A 25,373-nucleotide genomic window follows, 5' to 3' on the forward strand; every position below is an offset into this window, starting at 1 on the left:
GATCTACGAATGATCGCCAGTCCCCTGGGCAAGGTTGTTCCTGTTGGAATGGTCGACGTTTTCCGGGTGTATCTCGCGTCGGGTCGTCAGATCGAATTGTCGCGCGATCAGGAGTTCAGAACTGTGACAGGCTGGATTCCGCTGAGAGAATTGGAGATCGGTCAACGACTTGCCATTCCGCGATACATCCCCGAGTCGATTCATGGGACACGACTTGCCGATGCTGAAATCATTCTGCTGGCGCACATGATCGGGGACGGATCCTGCGTTAAGCGCCAGCCGATCCGCTACGCGTCGATCGATGAAGAGAATCTCGCGGCTGTGGCAACGGCGGCCACCCATTTCGGTGTCACCGCGATTCGTGACGAGTACGCTGCTGCGCGCTGCATCACGCTCCGATTGCCGGCGCCCTACAGGCTCGGGCACGGCGAGCGCAATCCCATTGCGGCCTGGCTTGATGAACTTGGACTGTTCGGGTTGCGCAGCTATGAGAAGTTCGTTCCCAAAGTGATATTCGATGCTGGGAACGATCAGGTTGCTCTATTTCTGAGACACCTGTGGGCTACGGACGGCTCAGTTCGGTGGGACGAGAAGGGAAATCAGGGCCGCGTGTATTACGGCTCGACGAGCCGTCGCCTGGTCGACGATGTTGCGATACTCTTGCTGCGGATCGGCGTTCACGGCCGGATCAAACGGGTCCGTAAGAAGGGCTACCGGGATTGCTGGCATCTGACCATCGCCGGCTCCCAGAATCAGACGCAGTTTCTCTCCGTGGCGGGTGTGCATGGCGCGAGGGGGGAAGCTGCGCGAAGGGTGCTGGCTGAGCTTCTGTCGTTGGCTCCCAACGTGAACGTCGATACTATTCCGTTAGAGATCTGGTTCAGAGTTCGCGAGATCTTAGCGTCGAACGGCATCTCACTTCGTGCATTCGCGGCAGCGATGAATATCAAATTCTGCGGATCGACCCTGTGGAAGCACTCCGTAAGTCGATCGCGACTCGCCAAGGTCGCCGAGTTTCTCGACGACGACGGCCTCAGGGGCCTCGCCACAAGCGACGTGTTCTGGGACAGGGTCGTGGACATCGTCAGCGCAGGTACCCAGGAGGTGTTCACCTGCCCCGTGCTCGGCGCCGACAACCTGGTCGTTGACGGCGTAGTTGTGCGACAAGGTCGGCACCAGGGTGCCGTTCCACAGGCCCGAAACCGGGCCAAGTGTCCAGACTGGCCGAAGTAATCCACTCATGACAGGACCATTGGCACGTATTTTCTGCTGGCGTTCGCTATCCCGGTAATCGTTTGGCTACGGTTTGTGGCCAGTGACGTGAGTCACTCCCATTGAACTTATCGTGGTCGGCGCACAGCCCAGCCGACGCGCAGGAGGCGAACGTGAAGATCAAAGACGCGGTGCACGGCGCGCAGTCGGCAGATGCGCGCCCGGTGCCCTCGGAACGAGCGAAGATACTGTCCATTCCCTGGCCTTGGTACCTCGTTCTGGTCACGGTAGGTCTGGGTGCCGTCTACACCGGAACACTCCCGGAGAACATCTTCGGTGGTCTGGCCATCGCCATGATCATCGGCTGCGGCCTGTTCTGGATCGGAGACCGCACACCGGCGCTGTCCGCGATCGGCGGCGGCCCGCTGCTGTGCGTGTTCGTGCCGGCTCTGTCGGTGTACTTCGGTCTGGTCCCGGACAGTTTCACCGCGATCGTCAAGGATTGGTTCACCGGATACGGTTTCGTCGAGATCCTCGTGGCGTCGATCATCGCCGGCAGCATCCTCGGCATGGATCGCCGGTTCCTGATCAAGGCCGGTGGCCGATTCTGTGTGGTGATCGTGGTCGCGTTCGCCGTGGTGGTCAGCATCATCGGCGCTCTCGCGGCGGTCACCGGTTTCGGATTCAGGAACGCCGTCCTCGATGTCACCATCCCGATCATGGCCGGTGGCATCTCCGGCGGCGCGATCCCGCTGTCGCAGATGTACGCCGACACCATCGGCGGCGACGCCCAGCAGTACATGTCCGGAATCGTGCCGCCGATCATCTGCGCGAACCTACTGTGCATCGTGCTGGCATCGGTGTACGCGAACCTCACACGCCGCCGCACCAAGTTGTTCGTCGGGTTCAACGGGCACGGTGAGATGCTCCGGATCAAGGCCACCGCCGATCAGGTCGCCGCGGTGACCGAGAAGCGGCCGCTGACGATCAGCGGCCTCGGTACCGGTCTGCTGATGACCGGGGCGATCTACCTCGTCGGGGCGATGCTGCAGGCTGCTGTGCCCGCGGTGCACCTGTACGCCTGGGTCATCCTGCTCACGGCCGCGATCAAGTTGTCGGGTGTGCTGCCGCAGGAGGTCGAGGAGTCGACCACCGAGTGGTACCAGTTCGTGGTCAAGCTGTGGGTGCCGGCCGCGCTGGTCGGTATCGGCGTGTCCCTCATCGACATCGAACAGATCGCCGAACTTGCCTCCCGGCCTGCGTATCTGGCATTCACGGTGGCCACGGTGCTGATCACCGCACTGACCGCCGGATTCGTCGGGTGGCTGCTGAAGCTGTACTTCGTCGAGTCCTCGATCACGGCCGGGTTGTGTATGACCGACCTCGGCGGATCGGGTGACATCGCCACCCTCGGCACCACCCGGCGCATGCACCTGCTGCCGTTCGCGCAGATCACCTCGCGGCTCGGTGGCGGCCTGGTGCTGCTGTCGGCATCCGGTTTCCTGGCCTACTTCTACGGCTGATTTCGACGGTCGGCCGCCACTCGGCACACACGTATTCGACGAGGAGAAAGAAACACATGGGTAAGACACTGGCCGAAAAGGTTTGGGACGCACACATAGTTCGCCGAGAGGAAGGTGAACCGGACCTGCTCTACATCGACATGCATCTGCTGCACGAGGTGAACACCCCGCAGGCATTCGACGGTCTCCGGGCCAGCGGTCGCACCGTGCGCCGACCCGACCTGACGCTGGGCACCGAGGACCACAACACCCCCACGGTGGCGGTGGACAAGGAGATCACCGATCCGGCGGCCCGCGAGCAGGTCTCGCTGATGCGCAAGAACTGCGCCGAGTTCGGAATCGAGCTGTTCCGCCTCGGCGAGGAACATCAGGGCATCGTGCACGTCATCGGCCCGGAGCTGGGCCTGTCGCACCCGGGTTCGACCATCGTGTGCTGCGACTCGCATACCGCCACCCAGGGGGCATTCGGGGCATTGGCGTTCGGGATCGGCACCAGTCAGGTCGAGCACGTACTGGCGACGCAGACGCTGCCGATGGGGCGGCTGAAGAACATGGCCGTCACCGTGAACGGATCCCTGCCACCCGGGGTGACGGCGAAGGATCTGATCCTGGCGATCATCGCCCGCGTCGGGACCGCAGGTGGGCAGGGGCACGTCATCGAATACCGGGGCCGGGCAATCGAAGAGTTGTCCATGGAGGGCCGGATGACGGTGTGCAACATGTCCGTCGAAGCCGGCTCGCGCGCCGGAATGATCGCCCCGGACGAGAAGACATTCGAGTATCTGCGCGGCCGCCCGGCCGCCCCCACCGGGGACGCGTGGGATGCGGAGGTGGCGTACTGGCGCACCCTGTTCACCGATGACGACGCCGTCTTCGACAAGGAAGTCGTCATCGACGCCTCCACGCTGACCCCGTTCGTGTCCTGGGGCACCACACCCGCGCAGAGTGCGCCGTTGGGGGATCCGGTTCCGCACCCGGACCAGTTCACCGACCCGGTCGAGCGGGCCGCCGTCGAGCGCGCCCAGGCGTACATGGACATCACGCCCGGACGCCCGGTCCGCGGCCTCCCGGTCGATGTCGTCTTCATTGGATCGTGCACCAACAGCCGAATCGAGGATCTGCGGGAAGTGGCGCGTGTCCTCGACGGCCGCACGGTCGCCCCCGGTGTCGAGTTGATGATCGTGCCCGGGTCGATGAAGGTGCGTCAGCAGGCGATAGACGAAGGGCTGAACGAGGTGTTCGAGGCCGCAGGCGCGGGACTGCGGTTCGCCGGGTGCTCGATGTGCGCCGCGCTGAACGAGGACCGCCTCACACCCGGCCAACGTGCCGCGTCGACGAACAACCGCAACTTCGAGGGCCGCCAGGGCAAGGGCTCGCGCACCCACATCGTCTCCCCCGCCGTGGCAGCCGCGACCGCGGTGGCCGGCCACCTCGCCGCGCCCGCCGACCTGAACTGACTCCCCCACCGATCGCGAATCGAGGACCTCGTGCAACCGTTCACAGTGCACACCGGCGTCGCCGCCCCGCTGCGCCGCACCGACGTCGACACCGACCAGATCATCCCCGTCCGCTTCCTCACACACAGTTCCCGGACCGGGTTCTCCGACAAACTCTTTCACGACTGGCGTGAAGAACCCGACTTCGTCCTCAACGACCCCGCCTACGCCGGATCGACGATCCTGGTCGCCGGCCGGGATTTCGGTACAGGCTCGTCCAGGGAGTACGCGGTTTGGGCGCTGCAGAACTACGGCTTCCGGGCGGTGATCGCACCCCGGTTCGGGGACATCTTCCGCGGCAACGCCCTCACCAATGGTCTGCTCACCGTGACCCTGCCCACCGAGACCGTCGAACAGATCTGGTCGGTGCTCGAAGCCGAGCCCGGGCGGCAGATCACCATCGACCTGGTCGAACGGCAGGTGCGCGCCGGCGCGATCATCGCGCCGTTCGAACTCGACGACAACACCCGCTGGCGGCTGCTCGAAGGACTCGATCACATCGACCTGACCTTGACCCACGCGGAGACGATCGCCGGCTACGAACATCGGCGGCGCGCCGCGCTGCCGGCCACCACGCAACTCGTACTCTGACGATCACGCCGCGGGCCGAGACCGCCTCAGGGTGTCTCGGCCCGCTTCTTTTCCAGCAACGGCACGATGCGCGGGGCGATGCGGCGACTGAGCACCAGTTCGGACTTCGTGCGCAGCACCCCTTCGGTCGCGATCATCTCCTGCAACACGCGCTCGAAGTCCTCGTGATCGATGGCCACCACCCGGCACAGCAGGTCGCCTTGACCGGCAACGGAATTGACCTCGAGGACCTCGGGGATGGTGGCGAGATGCTCACAGGTGGCGTTCATCATCGCCTGGGCGATGTCGAGATGCACGAACGCCAGGATCGAGTATCCCAGGGCGGTCGGTTGCATCTGCGGGCGGTAGCTGGTGATGACTCCGTCTCGGGAGAACTTGTCGAGCCGCGACTGCACGGTGCCCCGGGCAACGTTGAGGCGCCGGGCGTACTCCCGGACCCCGGCCTTGGGTTCCTCGACGATCAGCTTCAACAAATCGAGATCCAGCTTGTCCAAATTCGCCGACATCGGTGACCCTCTCCAGCGCTCGGGTGTGGCCACCAGATGCTAGCGATCGCTGACCACAACAGAAACATCCTCGCAAAAACCAATACCAAAGACCCTCGACACGGACGAGAAATGCATCCACCTCACCGAACGAACGGACATCACATGCACCATGCGGCACTACCCGGCCCATCCGTCGACGCCGATCGTCGAGCCCTGCTCGGCGCCCTGTCCGCGGTCGCGGACGTGTCCTCGGCGGTCGCCGACGCCCTCGACCACCTCGGCGGCGGTGCGGTCATCGGCGCCGACATTCTGCCCCCGCTGCGACGCGGGCAGCGGATCTGCGGACCGGCCGTGACCCTGCGCTACCGGCGCCTGCCCGGCGACGTGGCCGGAAACCGAGACGCGAACGTCGGCGCCCGCCTGGGGGACCGTGACCTGTACGCGACCGCGCAGGAGGGAGATGTGGCGGTGTTCGACTGCCCAGATCCCGCCGACGCCGCCGTGATGGGCGCCATCTCCGCCCGGTGGGCGCAACTCGCGGGCCTCGCCGGATGCATCGTGGGAGGGGCGGTGCGAGATTCGGTGTCCATCGCCGACAGCGGACTGCCCGTCTGGTCGAGCGCCCGGGTACCCCGGGCGGCACGCTTCCGGTTCGTCACCGAATCGATCGGCGAACCGGTTCGGCTCGCGGGGAATCTGGTGCACCCCGGTGACGTCGTCGTCGCCGACGACGACGGGATCTGCATCGTGCCGTCCGGCGCGTTTCTCGATGTGGTGAAGATCTGCGTGGAGGCAGATCGGATCGAACACGAATTGCTGGGCATCCTGACGGGCAGTGACTCGATCGACGACCTGATGGGCAAGCTGCGCCAGCGCCCCCTGACAGAGTTCGACCGCTGATCCGACGAGCCCCGTGTACCGGCAGACCCTCGTCAGTGCGCGGATCAAATCCGGTTATCACTGTGTTTCGTGGTGCTTCGGTCCTGTAAAACATCCACTCCCAGGGCGGATTGGGCTGGACAGGACTACCGGATCCACTGTATACAGTGAATATGTCGCCTACGTCACACGAGTTCGGGTCTCCGGAAGGGGACCTGACGTCCCGGCTCCGAACCTCCATCGTCGAGGGCATCTATCCCCCTGGCCACCGCTTGGTGCAGGAGGAACTCGCCGACCGGTTCGGGGTGTCGCGGATTCCGCTGCGCGAAGCCATGCGGACCCTCGCGGGGGAGGGCCTGCTGCGCACGGTCCCCGGCCGCGGCACGTTCGTCACCGCGCTCGACCTCGACGAGATCGACGAGATCTACGACCTGCGCCGCCTGGTCGAGCCGAGTTTCGCCGAGCACGTCACCGAGCGAGTCTCGCGGCGCGACATCAGCCGCTTCGAGGCGATGGCCGAGCAGATGGATCAGGTGGCCGACACCGGCGCCGGCGCGTGGTCGCGGACCAACCTGGCGTTCCATCTCGACATGTACCGGCTCTCGCGCCTGCCGATGCGCTACGAAATCATCGCCCAGATGTATCACCGGCTCGAGCCCTACTCCCGGTTCTACGTGCACGGGACATGTGCGTACGACCGGGTCCAGGACGAGCACAAGGCGATGGTTCAGGCGCTCGCCGACGGCAATTCCGAGGAGTTGGCCCGGCAGATCATCCTGCACATCGACGGTGGGCAGACCGGTCTGCACCGCGCCTGGGAGAACTCGGCCGAGGACATGCGCACGTACTGGGCCGAGCGCAGCTGATGGGCACTCGAACGGTCTCGATCAACACCGACATCGGTGAGGGGTTCGGCGTCTGGGGTGTCGGTGACGAGGCGCCACTGATGGATCAGGTCACCGCCGCGAACATCGCCTGCGGCTTCCACGCCGGTGATCCCGACATCCTGCGCCGCACCTGTGAGATGGCCGCCGCCCGTGGGGTTTCGGTGGGCGCGCAGGTGTCGTACCGCGACTTGGCCGGCTTCGGTCGCCGATTCATCGACGTGCCCACCCCGACGCTCGTCAACGACATCGTGTATCAGATCGGCGCCCTGCAGGCCTTCGCGCGGATCGCCGGGACGGTCGTGTCCTACGTCAAGGCGCACGGGGCGTTGTACAACACGGCCGCACGGCATCCGGGCCAGGCGCACGCCATCGCCGAAGCGATCGGGCTGGTCGACCCGGACCTGCCCGTGCTCTGCCAGTACGACACGGTGCTGTGGCACACGGCCCTCGCCGCCGGACTGACCCCTCAGGCGGAGGTGTTCATCGATCGGTCGTACACGGACGAGGGGCTGCTGGTGCCGCGTTCGCACCCGGACGCACTGGTCGTCGACCCGTCCGCGGCCGCGAAGCGGGCCGTCCACATGGTCGTGACCGGGTCGGTCGACGCGGTGGACGGCGGGACGGCCACGGTGCTGCCGGACGGCGCGGCGGCGATCGCGATGTGCGTGCACAGCGACACCCCCGGTGCGGTCGACATCGCCCGGCAGACCCGGGAACTGCTCGGGCGCAACGACGTAGACCTGGCCGGGATCGGGGGTGGACGGCATGACTGAATCCGGCAACCTCCTCCGCGCGGGCGATCGTGCCTGGATCCTCGACGTCGCACCCGATCGGATCGCCGGTGTCGTGGCCGCGGCGCGTGCCCAGAGCTGGTCGGCTCTGCTGGAAGACGTCGTCCCTGCCGCGCGTTCGATCATGTTCCGCGCCAACACCTCATCCGACATGCGGCTGCTCGCCGACCGTGTTCGTCACCTCGTGGACACTGCAGGCGCAGACGCGTCGGCGGCATTCCTCGAACGCGAACCGGTGGTCATCCCGGTGCGCTACGACGGCGAGGACCTCGAGGAGGTGGCACGGAGACTGGACCTGACCACGGCGGCGGTTGTCGCTGCACACACCTCCGCCGAGCATCGCGTGGGATTCTTCGGTTTCGCCCCCGGTTTCGCCTACATCGACGGCCTGCCCGACGCGCTCGAGTTGCCTCGCCGCACGTCGCCGCGCCGACGCGTCGGTGCCGGACTCGTCGCCATCGCCGGGACGCAGACCGTCGTCTATCCCGGCGGCACACCGGGTGGCTGGCACCTGATCGGCTCGACGTCGGAGGTCCTGTGGGACATCGACGCGGCGAATCCCAGCCGGCTGTCCGTGGGTGACCGGGTTGTCTTCGAGGCGGTGGAGTAGATGACCTCGACCCTGACCCGGCCCGTCCGGCTACCGTCCGGCACCACGGTGCGCGCGCAGGTGTCGGTGATCGACGCCGGGCTGAGCACGACGCTCCAGGATCTGGGCAGGCCCGGCTTCGCGCACCTCGGGGTCACCGCGTCCGGCGCCGCCGACCGAGCCGGCCTGACGTTGGCGAACCGCCTCGTCGGCAACGCGGACGGCGCCGCCGCGCTCGAGAACACCTTTGGCGGGCTCGCGATCGCCGTCTCCGCCGACCGGTACGTGGCGATCACCGGTGCCACCGTCGAGATCCGTGTCGACGGCCGGGCGCCGGCGGAGGGACGGCGAATCCTGCTGCGGGCCGGTCAGATTCTCGCACTGGGCCGTCCCGTCACGGGTCTGCGCACTTACGTCGCGGTCGAAGGGGGAATCGACACCGATCGGGTCTTCGGTTCCGCCGCCACCGATTGCCTGTCCGGGGTCGGTCCGGCGCAGGTCCGGTCCGGCACGACCTTTGCGCTCGGGGCGGGTCATCCGGTACCCCACGACATTCCGCTCGAGCTGACTGCGCCCCGGCTTCCGGCCGGGTCGGCAGAGGTGCGATTCCGGTGGGGTCCCCGGGACGGCCTGTTCGCGCCACAGGATCGGGCCGCGCTGACCGCCACGACGTGGACGGTGAGTGCGGACTGCGACCGCGTCGGCGCCCGCCTGACCGGACCGCCGCTGACCGTCGGTTCGGTGGATCTGCCGAGCGAAGGCATGGCTCTCGGGGCGATCCAGATCCCACCGTCCGGGGAACCGATCGTGTTCCTCGCCGACCATCCGGTGACCGGGGGCTACCCGGTGATCGGGGTGGTGATCGAACGGGACGTCGACCTCGTGGCGCAGGCAGCACCGGGCACCCGGATCCGACTCGCAGCGCTCCCGAGGGGAGACGACTGACCCGAACCCCGCACGTCCCGTCCATCTCCGATTGCACGAATCACAGAAGAGGAAAAGCATGACCGCCCAACTGACGAACCTTGTTCCTTTCCACCTCGCCATTCCCGTCGACGACATCGACGCCGCCCGCAACTTCTACGGCGGTGTACTCGGATTCACCGAAGGACGGTCCGACACCAAGTGGATCGACTGGAATTTCGGCGGACACCAGGTTGTCACCCATCAGGTCGGCGACGGTCCCAGCGCGACGCCCCGCGACGGGGTGGCCGGGACGAACCCGGTCGACGGACACAATGTTCCCGTTCCTCACTTCGGGCTGGTTCTGCCGGTCGACGAGTTCAAAGTTCTCGCAGAGAAACTCACGTCCATCGGGACGGAGTTCGTGATCGAACCCTACGTGCGATTCGAGGGCGAGCCGGGCGAACAGTGGACGATGTTCTTCCTCGACCCCGCCGGAAACGCAATGGAATTCAAGGCTTTCGCCGACCTGAACCAACTGTTCGCCGTCTAGTCCGCGGACACAGGTCATCGGCAGGACTGCCATCCTGCCGATGACCACTCGGGCACCCCAGCGCCGCGGTGCCACGTTTTCCGACCCCGAGATCGGGATCTCCTCGCAGCACCTCCGCCACTTCTTCGTTGGAGTTCGCCATGACCACCGTACCTGCCTCCGTGCCCCACACGGGCGATCACCTGCCCGCCCCGCCTCCCATGCAACCCCGCCGCGCCGCCGTTGCGGCCGCGGCCGGTACCGCCGTCGAGTATTACGAGTTCGGCGTGTACGGCTACCTCGCCGTCATCATCGGCCCCCTCTTCTTCCCCAACGACAACCCGACCGCGTCGCTCCTGGCCACGTTGGCGGTCTTCGGCAGCGCCTTCGTCATGCGCCCCCTGGGCGGAATCGTCCTGGGCCGCCTCGGCGACCGGATCGGACGCAAGCCGGTGCTCATCGCGACCATCGTGGGCATGGGAACGGCGACCGCCGCCGTCGGGCTGCTTCCCACCGCCGGATCGATCGGTATCGCCGCCCCCATCGCGCTGCTGCTCGTGCGGTTGGCCCAAGGCTTCTTCGCCGGCGGCGAGGTCACCGGGTCGGCGACGTATCTGTCCGAATCCGCACCCGCCGGCCGCCGCGGATTCTTCGGCGCCTTCACCCCGGTCGGTGTCGCCCTCGGCGGTGGTACGGCCGCCGTCGTGGCCGGCATCACCACCACGGCACTGACCGACGATCAACTCCGCGACTTCGGTTGGCGTATACCATTTCTGCTGGCCCTGCCGCTGATCGCGATCACGTTGATCGCTCGCAGCAAACTCGAGGACTCGCACGCGTTCGTCGCCGAAACCCAGCAGCACGCGCCCGCGAAGTCTCCGCTCATGGAGGTGCTCACCGAGCACACCGCGGCGGTCTTCAAGGTCATCTTCCTGTCGATCGGATCCAACACCGGATACTGGGTCGGCCTGATCTTCATGAACATCTACCTGACCACCTACCTCGGGTACCCGAAGTCGAACACCTTCTGGATCATGGGCGCCATCAGTTTCTTCGTCGCGATCCTGATGCCGTTCTTCGGGGGACTGTCCGACCGGGTCGGCCGCAAGAAGGTCATCACGATCGGTTTCCTCGGCTACGCGATCCTGGTCCTGCCGGCCATGGTCGTGATGGATCAGGGCAGCTTCGCCCTCGCCGTGGGTGCCATGGTGGTGCTCGCGCTGCCGATGCCGATCGTGCAATCGGTGACCTACCCGACGTATGCCGAACAGTTCCCCACCCGCGTGCGGTACACCGGCCTGTCGATCGCCTTCAACATCGGCACCATCATCGGCGGTGGGCTCACGCCATACCTGGCCACCTATCTCATCTCCCGCACCGACAACCTCCTGGCCCCCGGGTTCCTGCTGATGGGCGCGGTGGTGCTCGCCCTGATCACCCTGCACACCGTGCGCGAATCAGCCAAGGAGACACTGCAATGACGCGGCCGTCGCCGACGCACCCGGAGGATCTGCGCCGATTGGTCGCGGCGGGGCAGTGGACCGCACCGACCGCCGGGATCCTCGACGACTACCAGCAGGCCAACCTCGTCGTCGTGCCGTCCGCCGCCGCCGACGACTTCGCGGAGTACTGCCGCCGCAACCCCGAGGTGTGTCCGCTGCTCGCCAGGACGAATCCCGGCGACCCGCGGATGACCTACGACCACTGCACGGTCGACGTGCGCACGATGCTCCCGCGCTACCGGGTCTGGGAACGCAACACCCTGGTGGCCGAACCCACCGACCTCACCGAACACTGGCGCGACGACGCGGTCGCCTTCGCTCTCGGATGCAGCCACACCTTCGACGCCCCGCTCCGCCGAGCCGGGATCCCCGTCAGCCATGCCGCACCCCCGGTGTACGTCACCGATCGCGGGACCGTGCCTGCCGGGATCTTCGCCGGACCCCTCGCCGTCAGCATGCGCCCCGTGCCCACGTCGCTGGTCGACACGGCAACCGAGGTCACCGGACGGTATCCGACCGGCCACGGCGTCCCCGTGCACGTCGGCGATCCCTCGGCACTGGGAATCGCCGACGTCTCTCGACCCGACTTCGGGGTCTACCCCGGCGTCGGCGAGCACACGGTCTCGGTGTTCTGGGCCTGCGGAGTGACACCGCAACTCGCCATACCCGAGGCGCACCTCGACTACGCGATCACCCATTTCGCCGGTCACATGCTCGTCTTCGACACACTGCTCGACGCATCCGAATCCCTCACCCGAGGTCGTTGAGGACGTCGCCGGACCGGCGGCGCCGGCGATGATCAGCCGCGGCACCCGGCCCGAACCATTCGGTGCGTAGACCGGGTCCCCGGCAACACGGCTGAGATCGGCGGCTCGTCCGCGTGTCGCGCCGAAGTTAAGTATCTTGAGATACCTCAGTATGTTTAACCGAAGGGACACCATGACCCGCACCATCGCAGTGGTCAACCACAAGGGCGGCTCGACCAAGACCACGAGCGCGGTCAACCTCGCCCAGGCCCTCGTCGAAGCCGGCTACACCGTCCGTGTCGTCGACCTCGACCCGCAGTGCAACGCCACCACCTGGCTCGGTGCCACGCCGGAAGCGGTCGACAACGATGTCCTGTCGGTACTCATGCTGGTGGCGAGCATCGAGGAAGCGACCACCATCACCGCGTCCGGTATTCACCTCATTCCTGCCACCAAGGAACTCGATTCCGTCGGACCCTACTTCCTCAAGAAGCCCGGTGCGCACGGCATCCTCCGCAAGGCCCTCGCGAACGCCCCCGATGTCGACTTCAATCTCCTCGACTGCCCTGGAGACTTCGACCACCTGACCATCAGCGCACTCGTCGCCTGCACCGAGGTGCTCGCCGCTGTCATGACCGGAGCGATGGAACTCGAAGCGCTCATGCGCATCGAGAACTACATCACCCAGCAGGTCGAGCTACTCAATCCCACCGCGCGGCTCAATCACATTCTGTGTGGCCGCGTCGAACTCGGCCAGGTCATCGACCAGCAGGTCCTCGCCGCGCTCCGTGAGACCTACCCCGATCAGACGATGCGCACCATCATCCCGAAGTCCGTCCGTGTCAGTGAGAGCTACAGCGCCGAAGAACCCGTCGTCAGGTGGGCACCGTCCTCCTCCGCATCACGCGCCTATCGCGACGCCGCCCGAGAACTCGTCGAAAGGATGCCCTGATGACCGCGACACGCAAGCCCGGACTCGCGAGCAACCCCCTCGAACGCCGCGAACAGGCCCGCGCAGGCGCCCACCCGGACGGGACGTACTCGCGTACACGTCGAAAGGAGCTTCTGGTTGGCGTGACACGTGAGCCCGCACCCGCGAGCAACCCCCTCGAACGCCGTAAGCGGCGGCTGCCGAACCTCGTCGAACAGTGCGTGGACGTTGCACAGGTAGGAGCCCTCGGCGAAGACAAGATGACCGCGAAACGGGCCCCCGCAGGCAAGAAGCAGGTATCCGTCTCCATCGAGACCGCCAGGGTCGAGCACGGTAAGGACGCCGTCGCCGCCCTCGGCCACATCGCCGGCGCCCCCCACAGTTGGTCCGCCCTCGTCGACGAAGCCGTCGCCCACTACCTCGCCGTTCTCGAACGCAGGTACAACAACTGCGAACCCTTCCCCCAGCGCAACGCCGAAGTCGTCCGGAGACCACGCCGCTGAGCCGTCCCGCCGGAATGCCCGGTCGCTGATGACGCCTGCGCCCGAAGCGCCGGTGTCGGAAGAATTCTTCGAAAAATTCCGGGGCCGCGGTGTCCGATCGGGGTGGTGGCGTTCGTGGACGAGGTGAGGCCGCCCACGAGGGGCGGCGCCGAGGTAAAGGAACCGCGACCATGAAGCTCACCACCATGACCCAGGTCACCCTCGACGGAGTGATGCAGGGCAACGGCGGCGCGTCGGACGAGGACCGCAGAAACGGATTCGAGCGCGGCGGATGGGCCAGGGGCAAGGGCGACAACGAGACCCACGCGTTCATCAACCAGACCTACCAGCGCGCCGACGCGTTCCTGCTCGGTCGCCGGACCTACGAGCTGTTCGCCGGCTCCTGGGGGTCCTTGACGGAGCAGGACGTCCCCGGCTGGGAGCCCGTCATGCGGGCATTGAACGCACAGCCCAAGTACGTGGCTTCGACCACGCTCGCCGATCCCGAGTGGTCGGGTACCACCGTCCTGTCCGACGACCTCGCCACCACCATCGCGGACCTGAAGGCCACACCGGGCGGTGAGCTGCAGGTGCACGGCAGCGGCGCCCTGACCCGGTGGTTGCTGCAGAACGATCTGGTCGACGAGATGACGCTGATCGTCGTGCCCGTGGTCCTCGGCCAGGGCGCGCGGTTGTTCCCGCAGGCCGGACCGGACCTTGCACTCGAGCTGGTGGAGTCGCGAGTCGACTCGAAGGGCGTGACGATCCAGGTCTTCCGGCCGGCCGGCCGCCCCCGGTACGCGACGGCGTGACGTCCCGGGCTCGCAGACACCGCCACGGCCACGGTCATCGACAACCGGGGTGAGCGACCGGTATTCAGCGACGGGCCGTTCGTGGAGTCGAAGGAGTACCTTGCCGGCGTCTGGGTGTGGGAGGCCCCCGATCTGGATGTGGCGCTCGCGCTCGCCACCGAGGCGTCGAAGATCTGCGATCGCAAGATCGAGGTGCGGCCGTTTCACTGAGCGACGCCCGCGAGGCGATCACCCGGGCTCACCACGAGGAGTGGGCCCGGGTAGTCGCCGCCCTGACCAGGCGGTTCGGCGACCTCGACATCGCCGAGGACGCGGCCGCCGAGGCGTTCGCGATCGCCGTCGAGCGGTGGCCGGCCGACGGTGTACCCCCCAACCCCGGCGCCTGGCTCACCACCACCGCCAACCACAAGGCCATCGACCGGATCCGACGCGAGAACAAGCGCGACGACAAGCACAGGGAGGCTCAGGTGGTGCACGACGACGACCCGCCGGAGCCGCTCGGCGCCATCGACGACGACCGGCTCCGGCTGATCTTCACCTGCTGTCACCCGGCGCTGGCGATGGAAACCCGCGCGGCGCTGACGTTGCGCCTGGTCGGCGGTCTGACCGTGCCCGAAATCGCCCGCGCGTTCCTGGTGACCGAGAGTGCGATGGGGCGGCGGATCACCCGAGCGAAGGACAAGATCAAGGCGGCGCGCATCCCCTATCGAGTGCCGTCCGCCGACGATCTCCCCGCACGGGTGTCCGGTGTCCTCGCTGTGCTGTTCCTCGTGTTCAACGAGGGCTACCTGACCACCGGCCCCGACACCGATCCGATCCGTGACGACCTGACCGCCGAGGCGATCCGGCTCACCCGCCTGATCCGGGACCTGCTCCCCGACGATGGGGAGGTGGCCGGGTTGCTGGCGCTGATGCTCCTCACCGAGGGCCGTCGCACCGCCCGGGTGTCGGCGAGCGGCGAACTGGTCGCTCTCGACGAGCAGGACCGCGGGGCCTGGGACGCGGCACTGATCGCCGAGGGGCACCGGCTGGTGCGCGAGCGCCTGGCCGCTGCCGCCGCCGGGGTGGCTCCGGGCCGCTACCAGATCCTCGCCGCGATCAACGCCGTCCACACCTCGGCCCGCGACATGCGCGACACCGACTGGTCGCAGATCCTCGCCCTCTACGACCAACTGGTCCGCATCGACCCCTCGCCGATCATCGCCCTCAACCGGGCCGTCGCGGTCGCCGAACTCGACGGCCCGGAGGTGGCATTGGCAACCGTCGACCGTCTCGAGGACACGTTGGCCGGCTATCACGCCTACCACGCCACCCGCGCCGACCTGCTCCGCCGGCTGGGTCGTGGTGAGCAGTCACGCGCCGCCTACGACAAAGCCATCGTTCTGGCGGGCAACACCGCGGAGACTGCCTACCTGACCCGGCGCCGCGACCAACTGCGGTAGCGCCCACCGATCCTGGCGATCGTGTTCACGATTGCGCCAGCATGGGGAAGAGGGCGATCGCGGAGACGGTGATGCCCGCTGCCCCGGCGACGACGCCCAACAGCGCCCGCAACGATGCTGCCTCGTCGTCGGCATCCGCGGACCGCGACGTTGCGAAAGCGCCGCAGACGACCGCGGCTATTCCCAGGACGAAGCCGAGTCCGACCACCCAGAAGGACGCAACGGAGACGGCCCCCAATGCGATCGAGACGGCGGCCAACCGTGAACCGTGTTGTTGCCCTGTCTCGTTGGTGTCGAGGGAGGAAGACATGCAGTTGTCGGCACGGGGGCAGTGAGGGACGGCGGCGGTCATGATCCTCCTTCGTACGGTTGGCGCATCGGGTCTGCGGGCTCGGTCTGTGACGTAGACCCCACCAAGAAATTAGCACTCATGCCGCGTGAGTGCTAGCTCTTTTTGCTAAGTAACATGCCTCGGCTGTGTGTCGGTCTCACAAGTGGTGTGCGAGATCCGGTCCATCGACGAAGATGTCGACGGTCAGTGGGTGCTCACCGCCGTAGTTCGCGAAGTCGGATACCCCGGCCTCGGCGAGGACCTCGACGTCGAGGAGGGTCCTGCCGTTGTCGGTGCCGGCCGGGCGGCTGAGGAGTTCGATGGCCGCGTCGGCCATGATCTCGGGTGACCGCGAGTGGTGCAGGCTCTGCCGGCCGCCGAGCAGATTGCCGACTGCCGCGGTGGCGATCGTGGTCTGCGGCCACAGGCAGTTACTGGACAGGTTCGTGTTCCGGTATTCGGCTGCGATGCCCAACGCTGCCAACGTCATTCCGTACTTGGCCAGCATGTAGCCCGGGTGCGCGCCCAGCCACTGCTGTGACAGGTTCAGGGGCGGTGACAACGTCATCACGTGCGGGTTGGCGGACTTCTGAAGATACGGCAGGCAGGCGCGAGTCAACGCGAAGGTCCCCCGAACGTTGACCTGCTGCATCAGATCGAAACGTTTGAGTGTGAGGTCTTCGGTCGGTGACAGGTCGAGCACGCTCGCGTTGTTGATCACGATGTCGATGCCGCCGAAGCGGTCGACGGCGAGATCGACGGCCCGCGCGATGTCGTCGTCATTGCGGACGTCTCCCACCGCGGGCAGGGCGTGTCCGCCGAGTTCGGTCAACTCGGCGACCGCGGTGTGGATGGTTCCCGGCAGTCGGGGATCGGGGGTGTCGGTCTTCGCCAGCAGGACGAGGTTCCCGCCCCGTTCGGCGAGTGCGCGCGCGATCGCGAGGCCGATGCCGCGGCTCCCTCCGGACATGACCGTGGTTGTTCCTCGGAAGCTGTTGGGGTCGTTCAAGGTTGAATTCCTTCGTCTGTGACGGCCTGTGAGGAGTGGGGGTGACCGAACGACTCCACGATAGGGAACTCCTGCACCTGTGACGACGTCCCGGAGGAATCAAGAATGCTCGCCTATTTGTCCGGAGGAGACAAATCGTGGCGAAGGCGGGCGTCGGGGAAAAAGGGTCCCCGATTCGCAAATATCCAGGTAGGAAACGCCTGAGATGAGCGTTGGGGGATTCGTCGTCCATCGGTGCCGAAGATAGTTATTGTCTTTCTATGGCATCGAACGAGGAACAAGTGTCACTGCTCGTTGCCGGGATCGCGCGTTCGCTCAACCAGCGGCTGGTGTCTCTGACCGCCGACATCACCGGCGTGCTCTACGCGGAGATCCCGGATCTGCGGGCAGATCGACAGTTGTTCGATCTGCTGGGAGCGAGCGTGGAGGGCAACCTCGACACCATCTTCCACACCCTGCAGCACAACATCGCTCCCCAGGATCTGGACGCGCCGGCCGCGGCCGTGGAGTACGCGAGAAGGCTCGCCCAGCACGGTGTCCCCGTCAACGCGCTGGTTCGCGCATACCGGCTGGGGCAAACCAATCTGCTCGGACTGGTCTTCGAAGAGTTGCGTGCAGCGTCGGTGCAGCCGGAACTCAGCATGCCGGTGCTCGAACGCATCATCACGGTGATGTCGGTCTACATCGACAGAGTGTCACAGCAGGTCGTGGCCGTATACGAGCGCGAAAGGGAACGGTGGCTCGCTCATCGGAGCAGCGTCCGGGCCGTGCGTGTTCAGGAGATTCTGGCGGGCAACGCACCTCCCGATGCAGGCGCCGCCCTGGGTTATGTGCTGCAGCAGAGTCACCTGGCCGCGATCTTCTGGAGCTCGGACTCCGACTCGGGCGACATGCTGTCCCGAATCGAATCTGCTGCACACGATTTCGCGAGCCAAGTGGGCGCGGTAGCCGACCCGCTGTTCGTGGCCGCTGACCGAGTGACCGGCTGGGTGTGGATTCCACTCGGCTCACGATCCCGCGTCGAGCGGGCGCGGGAGGACATGTGCGACTTCCTCGAGCGGCGGCATCCCGGGCTGGTCGTGGCGCTCGGTGCCGCGGCCGGAGGAATCGACGGTTTCCGGCAGTCCCACGGTCAAGCACAACGTGCGCGAGCCGTGGCCATTGCGGCGGGGCAGAGCGCACCGCTCGTGACCGCATACGACGAACCCGGAGTACCGACGGTTGCCCTGCTGATCGAGGATCTGGGGGCCGCCCGCGCCTGGGTGCGCGGTGTTCTGCACGGACTCGCCGCCGACAACGAGAACTCGGCCAGGTTGCGCGAGACCCTGCGGGTCTATCTCGCCCACAACCTGAGCAACGTCGCTGCAGGGAAAGAGCTTGATCTGCACCACAACTCGGTGAAGTACCGCGTGAAGCGGGCAGCCGAAGTTCGGGGCAAGGACTTCTCCGGAGATCGCCTGGACGTCGAACTCGCACTGCTCGTGTGCCAATGGCTGGGACCCGCGGTCCTGATCCCGGACTGAGCCGCCCGGCACCGCGGCGGGTGACTCGCGTCTTGACACGGCGTCAGCCGCGACGTTTGACTGATCATGAGTTATCTCGCCGGATGGAGTTCTGGGAGGTTGACGTATGCGCGGCACAGGTTCGGCGGAACATCGACGCGGAGCAACCCCCCACCGCCGGATGTTCTCGGTACTGGCACTGGTGGGGGTGTGCCTTCTCTCCCTGGCAACGGCCCGGACGGCAGGCGGTGACCCGGCCGTGGACACCGGGTTCGCGGTTCCCTTTTCCGGGGCACCCGGCTACGAGCACCTGGCGCCGACGCAGGTGACCGGCGCGGGTCAGCTCAACGCGCCGCTCGGTCAGCAGGTGGCGGACGAGATCGCCGGTCGGATCGGGCTCGACCGGTCCGACGCGCTGTCCGAGCAGCAGTATCGCGACCTCATCACCGGCGGCGGAGTCGGCGGCAGCAGCGACGCCGCCGAGGTGATCGATGCGTGCGCCCGGATCCTCACCAACACGAACGACCGCCCCCTCTATTCCGACGTCGACGGCCGCACCACGCCGTCGGTTCTGGCCAGCTACGGGCTCTACGTGAACCCCGGTGGACTGCTGGAAAGTCCGGCCAACGCGGACGCGCCGACGCGGCAGGTGAACTCGTTGATCGCTCCCGGCGGTTTCGTCGGCACCTGGCTGAGGAACAACGGTGCGACACACACCCTGATAGCGCTGTACGAGTCGGCGTACACCGTGCAAGCGGCCTATGGCTTTGCAGCGCAACAGATTTCAGGTGCGGCTCAACTGGTGACCAACACCAAGGGCGGTGTGAGCGCGGAGGTCGGCATGTCGATGGCGCCGCCGCTGTGGATAGTGAACTTCGCGCTGCTCTACATCTTGCAGCCTTCTCTGGCGGCCGCGATGCCCGCCTACTGGGCTCCCATTCCTGCGGCGGTTGCCGACGCCGTCCGGGCGAGCCCCACCGGTCAGGTTCCGTTCAGCGACTATGCGTCCTACTTTCAGTGATGTCGGCGGGCCGCGACCCATCGCGCCGCTGCGAAACCGGATTTTGTGGAGGTACCTTGGTCGGAGGCGCGCGTGAGATGAAAGTGACGGCTTCATGGCTCCCGGTGACAGGACGAATGCGGGAAACCTTCCGCACGAGCTGACGAGTTTCGTCGGCCGTCGCCGTGAGGTCGGCGAGGTTCGCCGTCTGCTGTCGGTGTCGAGGCTCGTGACGTTGACCGGCATCGGGGGTGTCGGGAAGACCAGGCTCGCGCTCCGCGTCGCCGCCGATTCTTCGCGCGCGTTCGAGGACGGTGTGTGGCTGGTCGAGTTGGGCGAGGTGTACGAACCGGGTGCGGTCGTCGACGCGGCGCTGTCGGCGTTGGGGCTGCGCGAGGGGGCGAGCGCCGCACCCGAGGCACTGCTCGCCGAGTATCTCGAACCGCGGAAGCTGCTGCTCGTGCTGGACAACTGTGAGCATCTCGTCGAACCGGCCGCCGACCTGGCCCGCCCACTCCTCCGCGCGTGCCCGGAACTTCGGGTGCTCGCGACCAGCCGGGAACCTCTCGGCATCGGGGGAGAAGCGGTGTTTCGGGTGCCACCCCTGACCATGCCGGACCCCCACCGCGAGGCCCGGGCCGGTGGCGATTTCGACCACTACGAGTCGATGAACCTGTTCGCCGAACGCGCGGCGATGGCGGTCCCGGGCTTCGCCATCACCGAGAGCAACGAGGATGTGGTGGCGAGGATCTGCCGTCGCCTGGACGGTCTGCCCCTCGCGATCGAACTGGCGGCGGTCCGGCTGCGAGCGATGTCGGAGGATCAGATCCTGCGCCGGCTGACGGACCGGTACGGTCTGCTGACCACGGGCAGTCGTGGCGCGCCGGTCCGGCAGCAGACCCTGGCCTGGTGTATCGACTGGAGTCACGAGTTGTGCTCGCCCGCCGAGCGGGAGTTGTGGGGCCGGCTGGCGGTCTTCTTCGGCAGTTTCGCGCTCGACGCCGTCGAAGGCATCTGCGCCCACACCTCGGCGGCGGACCAGGTGGTCGATGTGGTGGGGTCGTTGATCGACAAATCGATTCTTATTCGGGAAGAGGCCGGTGGAGCGGTGCGGTACCGGCTGCTCGAGACGTTGCGTGATTACGGTACGGAACGGTTGCAGGAGACCGGGGAGTTCGCATCGCTGCTGCGACGGCACCGGGACTGGTACGAACACCTGGTGCTGCGGGCGGAGGCCGAATGGATCAGCTCGCGGCAGGTGGGCTGGCTGGTGCGTCTGGACGCGGAACTGCCGAATGTCCGTGCGGCGCTGCAGTTCTGCCTGACCGGACCGACCGAGGCGGGTGCGGGGCTGCGGATGGCGACGGCGTTGTACCCGTATTGGCGGGTGCGGGGCCGGCTGCGGGAAGGCATGCGGTGGCTCGCGCAGCTTCTGGCGGTTCGGGGCGGCACGGCCGATGTGGAGCGGATCAAGGCGTTGTACGTGCTCAGCGCGCTGTCCGGGCTCAACGGCGATCCGGACGCGTCGGCGCTGTATGCCGAGCGTGGGGCCGCGATGGCGGAGGAGCTCGGTGATCGTCTCGGCGGGGCGCTGATGGCCGATGCCGCGGGTTGGCATGCCCTGTTCACCGGCCAGTCCGCGGCAGCGTGCGAGTATTTCGAATCCTCGCTCCCGGTGTTCCGGGAGGACGGCAACCCGCTGTATCTGATGTGGTCGCTGCTCGGGCTCGCGCTGGCCGGTGACGCCGCCGGAGACCGTGCTCGGAGTGAGGAGTGTCAGCGGGAGATCCTGGCGGTCACCGAGTCGCGGGGCGAATCCGTGTACCGGGGGTGGTCGCTGTGGGGTGCGGCGATGGGGGCGTGGCGGCGGGGCGAGGGGCCCCGTGCGAAGGATCTGGTGACGCGGGGGTTGCAGCTCGCGCGGCTGGTGGACGACCGCATCAGTGCGATGGGGTGCCTGGAACTTCTGTCGTGGATCGCGGTGGACGACGGGGCGCCGCGACGCGCGGCCAGGTTGATGGGAGCCACCGAGGCCCTTGCCCGCACGGTGGGGAGTCAGAGCACGATTTTCCCGAACGCACACCTCGAGCACGTCCGGTTCGAGCAGGAGGCGAGGAAAGCGATCGGTGACCGCGGGTTCGAGGCGGAGTTCCGCCAGGGCCTCGGAACGCGGTTCGACGATGCCGCGGCGTATGCGCTCGAGGAGGCGGGACCTTCCGACAGCTCGGCCGCGCCGGGGTCCACCAGTCTCACCCGCCGCGAGCACGAGGTCGCCGAACTCGTCGCCGAAGGCCTGACGAACAAGGCGATCGCGGCCAGGCTGGTCATCTCGCAACGCACCGCGCAGGGGCATGTGGAACACATCCTGTCCAAACTGGGCTTCAACTCCCGTGCGCAGATCGCGGCGTGGAGCATCGAGCAGAAGCGCGGCGAGTAACGCTGGTCGCACGCCTACACCCTGCCGAAGGGTCTGTCGGCACCCCCTACGATTCTCCGGGTGACCGATTACGACGATCTCGACATGTTCGGTGGCCTCGACGCCTCCACCCTGCCATCGCGCCAGCAGCTGATTCTGGCCACGATCCGGGACTGGGTGGCGGCACACGGCTGCTCGCCGAGCACCCGGCAGATCGGGGATGCGGTGGGCCTGCGGTCGACGTCGTCGGTGTCCAAGCACCTGAAGAGTCTCGAGGAGAAGGGTTTTCTCCAGCGGGGCGCGGCCATGGCTCGGCAATTGGACGTGCGCCCGTTCCTGTCCGATTCGAAGCAGGGACGCTCGTCCGACAACAACGTGACGGTGCCGGTGGTCGGCGATATCGCCGCCGGCGCGCCGATCCTCGCGGAGGAGCACGCCGACGAGATGCTGACGCTCCCTCGTGAACTCGTCGGCTCCGGCACGGTGTTCGGGCTACGGGTGCGCGGCGAGTCGATGATCGACGCCGCGATCTGCGACGGCGACGTCGTCGTGGTGCGCCGCCAGGACGAGGCCCATTCCGGTGAGATCGTCGCCGCGATGATCGACGGCGAGGCCACGGTGAAGGTGCTCCGGCGCCGCGACGGCCACGTCTTCCTCGAGCCCCGCAACCCTGCCTACACCGTCATCGACGGCGACGAAGCAGTCGTCCTGGGCAAGGTGGTCTCCGTGATGCGGCGGATCTGAGGACGCTCTCAGCGGCGACGATCCGTCGGCCACGGCCCGCCCCGGAGCGGCCGGTCGGCGAGCACACGCGACTCGTTGTCACGGAACCGTGGTTCGTAGTGGTGGAAGAACACCGTGCCGACCAGGTCTCGTCGGCTGTGCACACCGGTCTTGTCGAAGATGCTCTTGAGGTGTTGCTGGACGGTGTGCGCGGACACGGAAAGCTCGGTCGAGATCTGCGACGTCGACGCCCCCTGCAGCACGAGGGTGGTGACCTCCTTCTCCCGCTCGGTAAGTCCGTACGCGGACATCAACAGGGGATGGAGCCGACTCGGATGCGCGGGTTCGACGATCACGGCGATCCGCCGTCGCCCCGTGGAGGAGAGGCACGCACCGTGAAGCACCACCCAGGATCCCGAGCGTGAGAGCACCCGGGAGAGCGCGACCTCGCCGAGGTGATCGCGGTCTTCTGCCGAGCGCAGCGCACGGGCGGCGAGGGTGATCACCGCGGGCGGCAGCTCGCCGCGGTCCCAGTTTCCGCCGGGGAGGTCCGCCATCCACCGGTCGACACCCGGCGTGGCCGATTCGACGTCCCACTGGTCGTCGAGCACGATCAGTCCCGGCGAATCGGAGTACTCCGGTTCCGCGGCCTGCCCGCACAGCAGTGCGCGGCGGGCGCCGCCGGCCAGAACCGGCGAAATCTCTGCGAGAAAGGACTTCTCGGATTCGGTGAACATCGGCATGCCTTCGGCGCGGTAGAGGGACAGCGCTCCCCAGGTCTCGCCCGAGCGGGTGCGGAGGCGGGCGATCAACTCCTGATCTCCGCCGAGCGTGCGGTTCCGGCGCCAGCGCGGGCTGTGCGACGGATCACCCCCGGCGGCATCGTGCAGGGTGGAAAGTCCAGTGGCCGAACGCATCACACCGGGTACCGACTGGACGTCGTCCTCGTAGTACTCGGCGGCCAGCCATTCGCCGGGGAACTCGTCCATGCCGAGGTGGTAATGGCTGGTCATCAGCAACGACACCGGATCGAGTGTGAACCAGCAGGGGGTCCAGAAGTAGGGAACCACCCCGGCAACGACTTCGGACGCGTCCTGCCACAACGCGATCAGGCCGCGCGGCGCGGCGCACAACTGTGCGATCTTGTCCGCCGCGCACCGCACCGAATCCACGCTCACCCGTCAATGGTACGAGTCCGGATCGGTCGCCGGGAATACCACATTTGTGGAATGGTGCCCCTGCCGCGCCGCGCATAGCGTCGGTGACATGTCCACATCCGAAACCGCGACCGTACGTCTGAGCCCGCCGCCGCCCGCACTGATGCGGCTCGTGAATCCGGTGGTGCGGCGTGTGCTCACGACCCGATGGTCGGGCCGGCGAATCCGACGCCAGGGATTGATCGAGTTCACCGGGCGCCGGACCGGCCGCACCCTGCGTGTGCCGGTGTGCCTTCACGACGTCGACGGTGAGACGCTGATCTTCACCGAGCGGCCGTGGCGGTTCAACTTCGTCGGTGGTGCGGCGGTGACGGTGACCCGATGCGGCCGCGTCCGACGGGGCCGTGCCCTGCTGCTCGACGTCACGCCCGCCGAAGCCGGCAAAGCGTTCCGGGCGGCTCTCGACAACGGGGCCTCGCCGTTCGAACTGGGTCTGAAGGTTTCCCGTGGATACGTCCCCTCCGCAGCCGACCTGGCCGGGATCGCCAGGTCGTTGATCCGCGTCGACTATGATCAGTGAGGAGAAATCTCATGCGTATCAACAGAATACGGAACGACATCGCGGTTCTCGCCGATGCATTGGAAGTGCCCGGAATAGGGCATCTGCCGGTGAACGCCTACGTTCTGCTGGCCGCTGAGCCCGTCGTCATCGACACCGGACTGAGTCTGCCCGGCCGCGGGTTCATGGACGCACTCGGAACCGTGCTCGACCCTGCCGACGTCGAATGGGTGTGGTTGACCCACCCGGACCGCGATCACACCGGCGCACTGTTCGACTTGCTCGATCAGGCGCCGCACGCGCGCCTGATCACCACCTTCGCCGCGATGGGCATCATGTCGTGTGAACGGCCCGTCCCGTTGGACCGGGTGTACCTGCTCAACCCGGGACAATCCCTCGACGTCGGCGATCGCCGGCTGACCGCGCTGCGCCCGCCGCTGTTCGACAATCCGAGCACGGTCGGCTGCTACGACGACCGCAGCGGGTCCTACTTCTCGTCCGACTGCTTCGGGGCCCCGATGGAGACCGCCGAACTCGCCACCGCCGACGACGTCGGCTACTGCGTTCCGGGCGTGGTCCGCGCCGCCCAGCACCTGTGGGCCACCGTGGACAGTCCCTGGGTGCACTCGGTGGACGAAGCGAAATTCTCGGCCACAGTGTCGACGTTGCGGGATCTGAACCCCCGGCGAATACTCGGCACTCACCTGCCGCCCGCGGAGGGGCGCACCGCCGAATACCTCGAGATGCTCGCCGCGGCCCCGCAGGCCGATCCCTTCGTCGGGCCCGACCAGGCGGCACTCGAACAGATGCTGGCGGGCTTCGAACCCGCCCACTGACAATCCCGCCCACTAATAATGTTGCCGACCTCGT

The 25,373-nt window shown here is 66.9% G+C and carries 27 protein-coding genes; 23 read left to right on the plus strand and 4 right to left on the minus strand.

Going from position 1 to position 25,373, the window contains the following annotated elements:
* Positions 1 to 9: 9 nt before the first annotated feature.
* The 4 genes from ACFU5V_RS23665 to leuD all read left to right on the plus strand — a co-directional run bounded on the left by ACFU5V_RS23665 (position 10) and on the right by leuD (position 4,822).
* On the plus strand, positions 10 to 1,233 hold the full coding sequence (locus tag ACFU5V_RS23665; protein ID WP_378702374.1) for an LAGLIDADG family homing endonuclease: 1,224 nt from the start codon (positions 10 to 12) through the stop codon (positions 1,231 to 1,233).
* Between the two features lie 152 nt (positions 1,234 to 1,385).
* Positions 1,386 to 2,735 carry a 2-hydroxycarboxylate transporter family protein gene (locus ACFU5V_RS23670; RefSeq protein ID WP_378702376.1) on the plus strand — a complete coding sequence of 450 codons (1,350 nt, stop codon included), beginning with the start codon at positions 1,386 to 1,388 and terminating at the stop codon, positions 2,733 to 2,735.
* A 56-nt stretch (positions 2,736 to 2,791) separates the two neighbouring features.
* On the plus strand, positions 2,792 to 4,192 hold the full coding sequence (leuC, locus tag ACFU5V_RS23675) for a 3-isopropylmalate dehydratase large subunit (protein ID WP_378702378.1): 1,401 nt from the start codon (positions 2,792 to 2,794) through the stop codon (positions 4,190 to 4,192).
* A 30-nt stretch (positions 4,193 to 4,222) separates the two neighbouring features.
* On the plus strand, positions 4,223 to 4,822 hold the full coding sequence (gene leuD / locus ACFU5V_RS23680; protein ID WP_378431484.1) for a 3-isopropylmalate dehydratase small subunit: 600 nt from the start codon (positions 4,223 to 4,225) through the stop codon (positions 4,820 to 4,822).
* 26 nt (positions 4,823 to 4,848) lie between these two features.
* Here leuD and ACFU5V_RS23685 read toward each other — a convergent pair whose 3' ends face one another.
* The gene (locus ACFU5V_RS23685) at positions 4,849 to 5,328 is read right to left on the minus strand and encodes an Lrp/AsnC family transcriptional regulator (protein ID WP_378702379.1); all 480 of its coding nucleotides are present in this window, start codon (positions 5,326 to 5,328) and stop codon (positions 4,849 to 4,851) included.
* Between the two features lie 144 nt (positions 5,329 to 5,472).
* Here ACFU5V_RS23685 and ACFU5V_RS23690 point away from each other — a divergent pair, with 144 nt between their 5' ends.
* From ACFU5V_RS23690 to ACFU5V_RS23750, 13 genes are all read left to right on the plus strand, one after another.
* Positions 5,473 to 6,210 (plus strand): RraA family protein, encoded by a 738-nt coding sequence (locus ACFU5V_RS23690; RefSeq protein ID WP_378431482.1) that lies wholly within the window; start codon positions 5,473 to 5,475, stop codon positions 6,208 to 6,210.
* 152 nt (positions 6,211 to 6,362) lie between these two features.
* Positions 6,363 to 7,055, plus strand: a complete 693-nt coding sequence (locus tag ACFU5V_RS23695; RefSeq protein WP_276136959.1) for a GntR family transcriptional regulator — start codon at positions 6,363 to 6,365, stop codon at positions 7,053 to 7,055.
* Positions 7,055 to 7,849, plus strand: coding sequence for a LamB/YcsF family protein (locus ACFU5V_RS23700; RefSeq protein ID WP_378431481.1), 795 nt, complete (start codon positions 7,055 to 7,057; stop codon positions 7,847 to 7,849). The genes ACFU5V_RS23695 and ACFU5V_RS23700 overlap by 1 nt, the downstream gene beginning before the upstream one ends.
* A complete protein-coding gene (locus ACFU5V_RS23705) occupies positions 7,842 to 8,477 on the plus strand; it encodes an allophanate hydrolase subunit 1 (RefSeq protein ID WP_378702381.1) in 636 nt (211 codons plus the stop codon). Before ACFU5V_RS23700 ends, ACFU5V_RS23705 begins: the two co-directional genes overlap by 8 nt.
* Positions 8,478 to 9,401, plus strand: coding sequence for a biotin-dependent carboxyltransferase family protein (locus ACFU5V_RS23710; RefSeq protein ID WP_378702383.1), 924 nt, complete (start codon positions 8,478 to 8,480; stop codon positions 9,399 to 9,401).
* Positions 9,402 to 9,459: 58 nt separating this feature from the next.
* Positions 9,460 to 9,912 (plus strand): VOC family protein, encoded by a 453-nt coding sequence (locus ACFU5V_RS23715; RefSeq protein WP_276136963.1) that lies wholly within the window; start codon positions 9,460 to 9,462, stop codon positions 9,910 to 9,912.
* A 140-nt stretch (positions 9,913 to 10,052) separates the two neighbouring features.
* On the plus strand, positions 10,053 to 11,372 hold the full coding sequence (locus ACFU5V_RS23720; RefSeq protein WP_378702385.1) for an MFS transporter: 1,320 nt from the start codon (positions 10,053 to 10,055) through the stop codon (positions 11,370 to 11,372).
* Positions 11,369 to 12,160 (plus strand): D-glutamate cyclase family protein, encoded by a 792-nt coding sequence (locus tag ACFU5V_RS23725; RefSeq protein WP_378702387.1) that lies wholly within the window; start codon positions 11,369 to 11,371, stop codon positions 12,158 to 12,160. Before ACFU5V_RS23720 ends, ACFU5V_RS23725 begins: the two co-directional genes overlap by 4 nt.
* Before the next feature lie 172 nt (positions 12,161 to 12,332).
* Positions 12,333 to 13,091, plus strand: a complete 759-nt coding sequence (locus ACFU5V_RS23730) for a ParA family protein (protein ID WP_378702389.1) — start codon at positions 12,333 to 12,335, stop codon at positions 13,089 to 13,091.
* Positions 13,091 to 13,573: a hypothetical protein gene (locus ACFU5V_RS23735; RefSeq protein ID WP_378702391.1), complete on the plus strand. Its 483-nt coding sequence runs from the start codon at positions 13,091 to 13,093 to the stop codon at positions 13,571 to 13,573. Before ACFU5V_RS23730 ends, ACFU5V_RS23735 begins: the two co-directional genes overlap by 1 nt.
* 170 nt (positions 13,574 to 13,743) lie before the next feature.
* Positions 13,744 to 14,364 (plus strand): dihydrofolate reductase family protein, encoded by a 621-nt coding sequence (locus ACFU5V_RS23740; RefSeq protein ID WP_378702393.1) that lies wholly within the window; start codon positions 13,744 to 13,746, stop codon positions 14,362 to 14,364.
* Positions 14,365 to 14,478: 114 nt separating this feature from the next.
* Entirely contained in the window at positions 14,479 to 14,574 is a 96-nt protein-coding gene (locus tag ACFU5V_RS23745; RefSeq protein ID WP_378702696.1) for a hypothetical protein, read from the plus strand.
* Entirely contained in the window at positions 14,571 to 15,806 is a 1,236-nt protein-coding gene (locus tag ACFU5V_RS23750; protein ID WP_378702698.1) for an RNA polymerase sigma factor, read from the plus strand. The genes ACFU5V_RS23745 and ACFU5V_RS23750 overlap by 4 nt, the downstream gene beginning before the upstream one ends.
* Positions 15,807 to 15,831: 25 nt before the next feature.
* Here ACFU5V_RS23750 and ACFU5V_RS23755 read toward each other — a convergent pair whose 3' ends face one another.
* Both ACFU5V_RS23755 and ACFU5V_RS23760 read right to left on the minus strand, forming a co-directional pair.
* Positions 15,832 to 16,158: a hypothetical protein gene (locus ACFU5V_RS23755; RefSeq protein WP_378702395.1), complete on the minus strand. Its 327-nt coding sequence runs from the start codon at positions 16,156 to 16,158 to the stop codon at positions 15,832 to 15,834.
* Between the two features lie 136 nt (positions 16,159 to 16,294).
* Entirely contained in the window at positions 16,295 to 17,146 is an 852-nt protein-coding gene (locus ACFU5V_RS23760; protein WP_378702397.1) for an SDR family oxidoreductase, read from the minus strand.
* A 260-nt stretch (positions 17,147 to 17,406) separates the two neighbouring features.
* Here ACFU5V_RS23760 and ACFU5V_RS23765 point away from each other — a divergent pair, with 260 nt between their 5' ends.
* The 4 genes from ACFU5V_RS23765 (at position 17,407) to lexA (ending at position 22,808) form a co-directional block, all read left to right on the plus strand.
* Positions 17,407 to 18,669, plus strand: a complete 1,263-nt coding sequence (locus ACFU5V_RS23765) for a PucR family transcriptional regulator (RefSeq protein ID WP_378702399.1) — start codon at positions 17,407 to 17,409, stop codon at positions 18,667 to 18,669.
* A 106-nt stretch (positions 18,670 to 18,775) separates the two neighbouring features.
* The gene (locus ACFU5V_RS23770; RefSeq protein ID WP_378702401.1) at positions 18,776 to 19,669 is read left to right on the plus strand and encodes a hypothetical protein; all 894 of its coding nucleotides are present in this window, start codon (positions 18,776 to 18,778) and stop codon (positions 19,667 to 19,669) included.
* Between the two features lie 94 nt (positions 19,670 to 19,763).
* On the plus strand, positions 19,764 to 22,085 hold the full coding sequence (locus ACFU5V_RS23775; RefSeq protein ID WP_378702403.1) for an ATP-binding protein: 2,322 nt from the start codon (positions 19,764 to 19,766) through the stop codon (positions 22,083 to 22,085).
* A gap of 60 nt (positions 22,086 to 22,145) precedes the next feature.
* The gene (lexA, locus tag ACFU5V_RS23780) at positions 22,146 to 22,808 is read left to right on the plus strand and encodes a transcriptional repressor LexA (RefSeq protein WP_378702405.1); all 663 of its coding nucleotides are present in this window, start codon (positions 22,146 to 22,148) and stop codon (positions 22,806 to 22,808) included.
* 8 nt (positions 22,809 to 22,816) lie between these two features.
* On the opposite strand, the gene ACFU5V_RS23785 is transcribed toward lexA, so the two are convergent.
* A complete protein-coding gene (locus tag ACFU5V_RS23785; RefSeq protein WP_378431466.1) occupies positions 22,817 to 23,965 on the minus strand; it encodes a LuxR C-terminal-related transcriptional regulator in 1,149 nt (382 codons plus the stop codon).
* Positions 23,966 to 24,053: 88 nt separating this feature from the next.
* On the opposite strand from ACFU5V_RS23785, the gene ACFU5V_RS23790 reads away from it, so the two are divergent.
* On the plus strand, positions 24,054 to 24,524 hold the full coding sequence (locus ACFU5V_RS23790) for a grhN (RefSeq protein ID WP_378702407.1): 471 nt from the start codon (positions 24,054 to 24,056) through the stop codon (positions 24,522 to 24,524).
* Between the two features lie 11 nt (positions 24,525 to 24,535).
* Positions 24,536 to 25,339 (plus strand): MBL fold metallo-hydrolase, encoded by an 804-nt coding sequence (locus ACFU5V_RS23795; protein WP_378702409.1) that lies wholly within the window; start codon positions 24,536 to 24,538, stop codon positions 25,337 to 25,339.
* Positions 25,340 to 25,373: the final 34 nt, after the last annotated feature.

The organism is Rhodococcus sp. NPDC057529 (genome assembly GCF_042802055.1).
Classification (GTDB): domain Bacteria; phylum Actinomycetota; class Actinomycetes; order Mycobacteriales; family Mycobacteriaceae; genus Rhodococcus_F.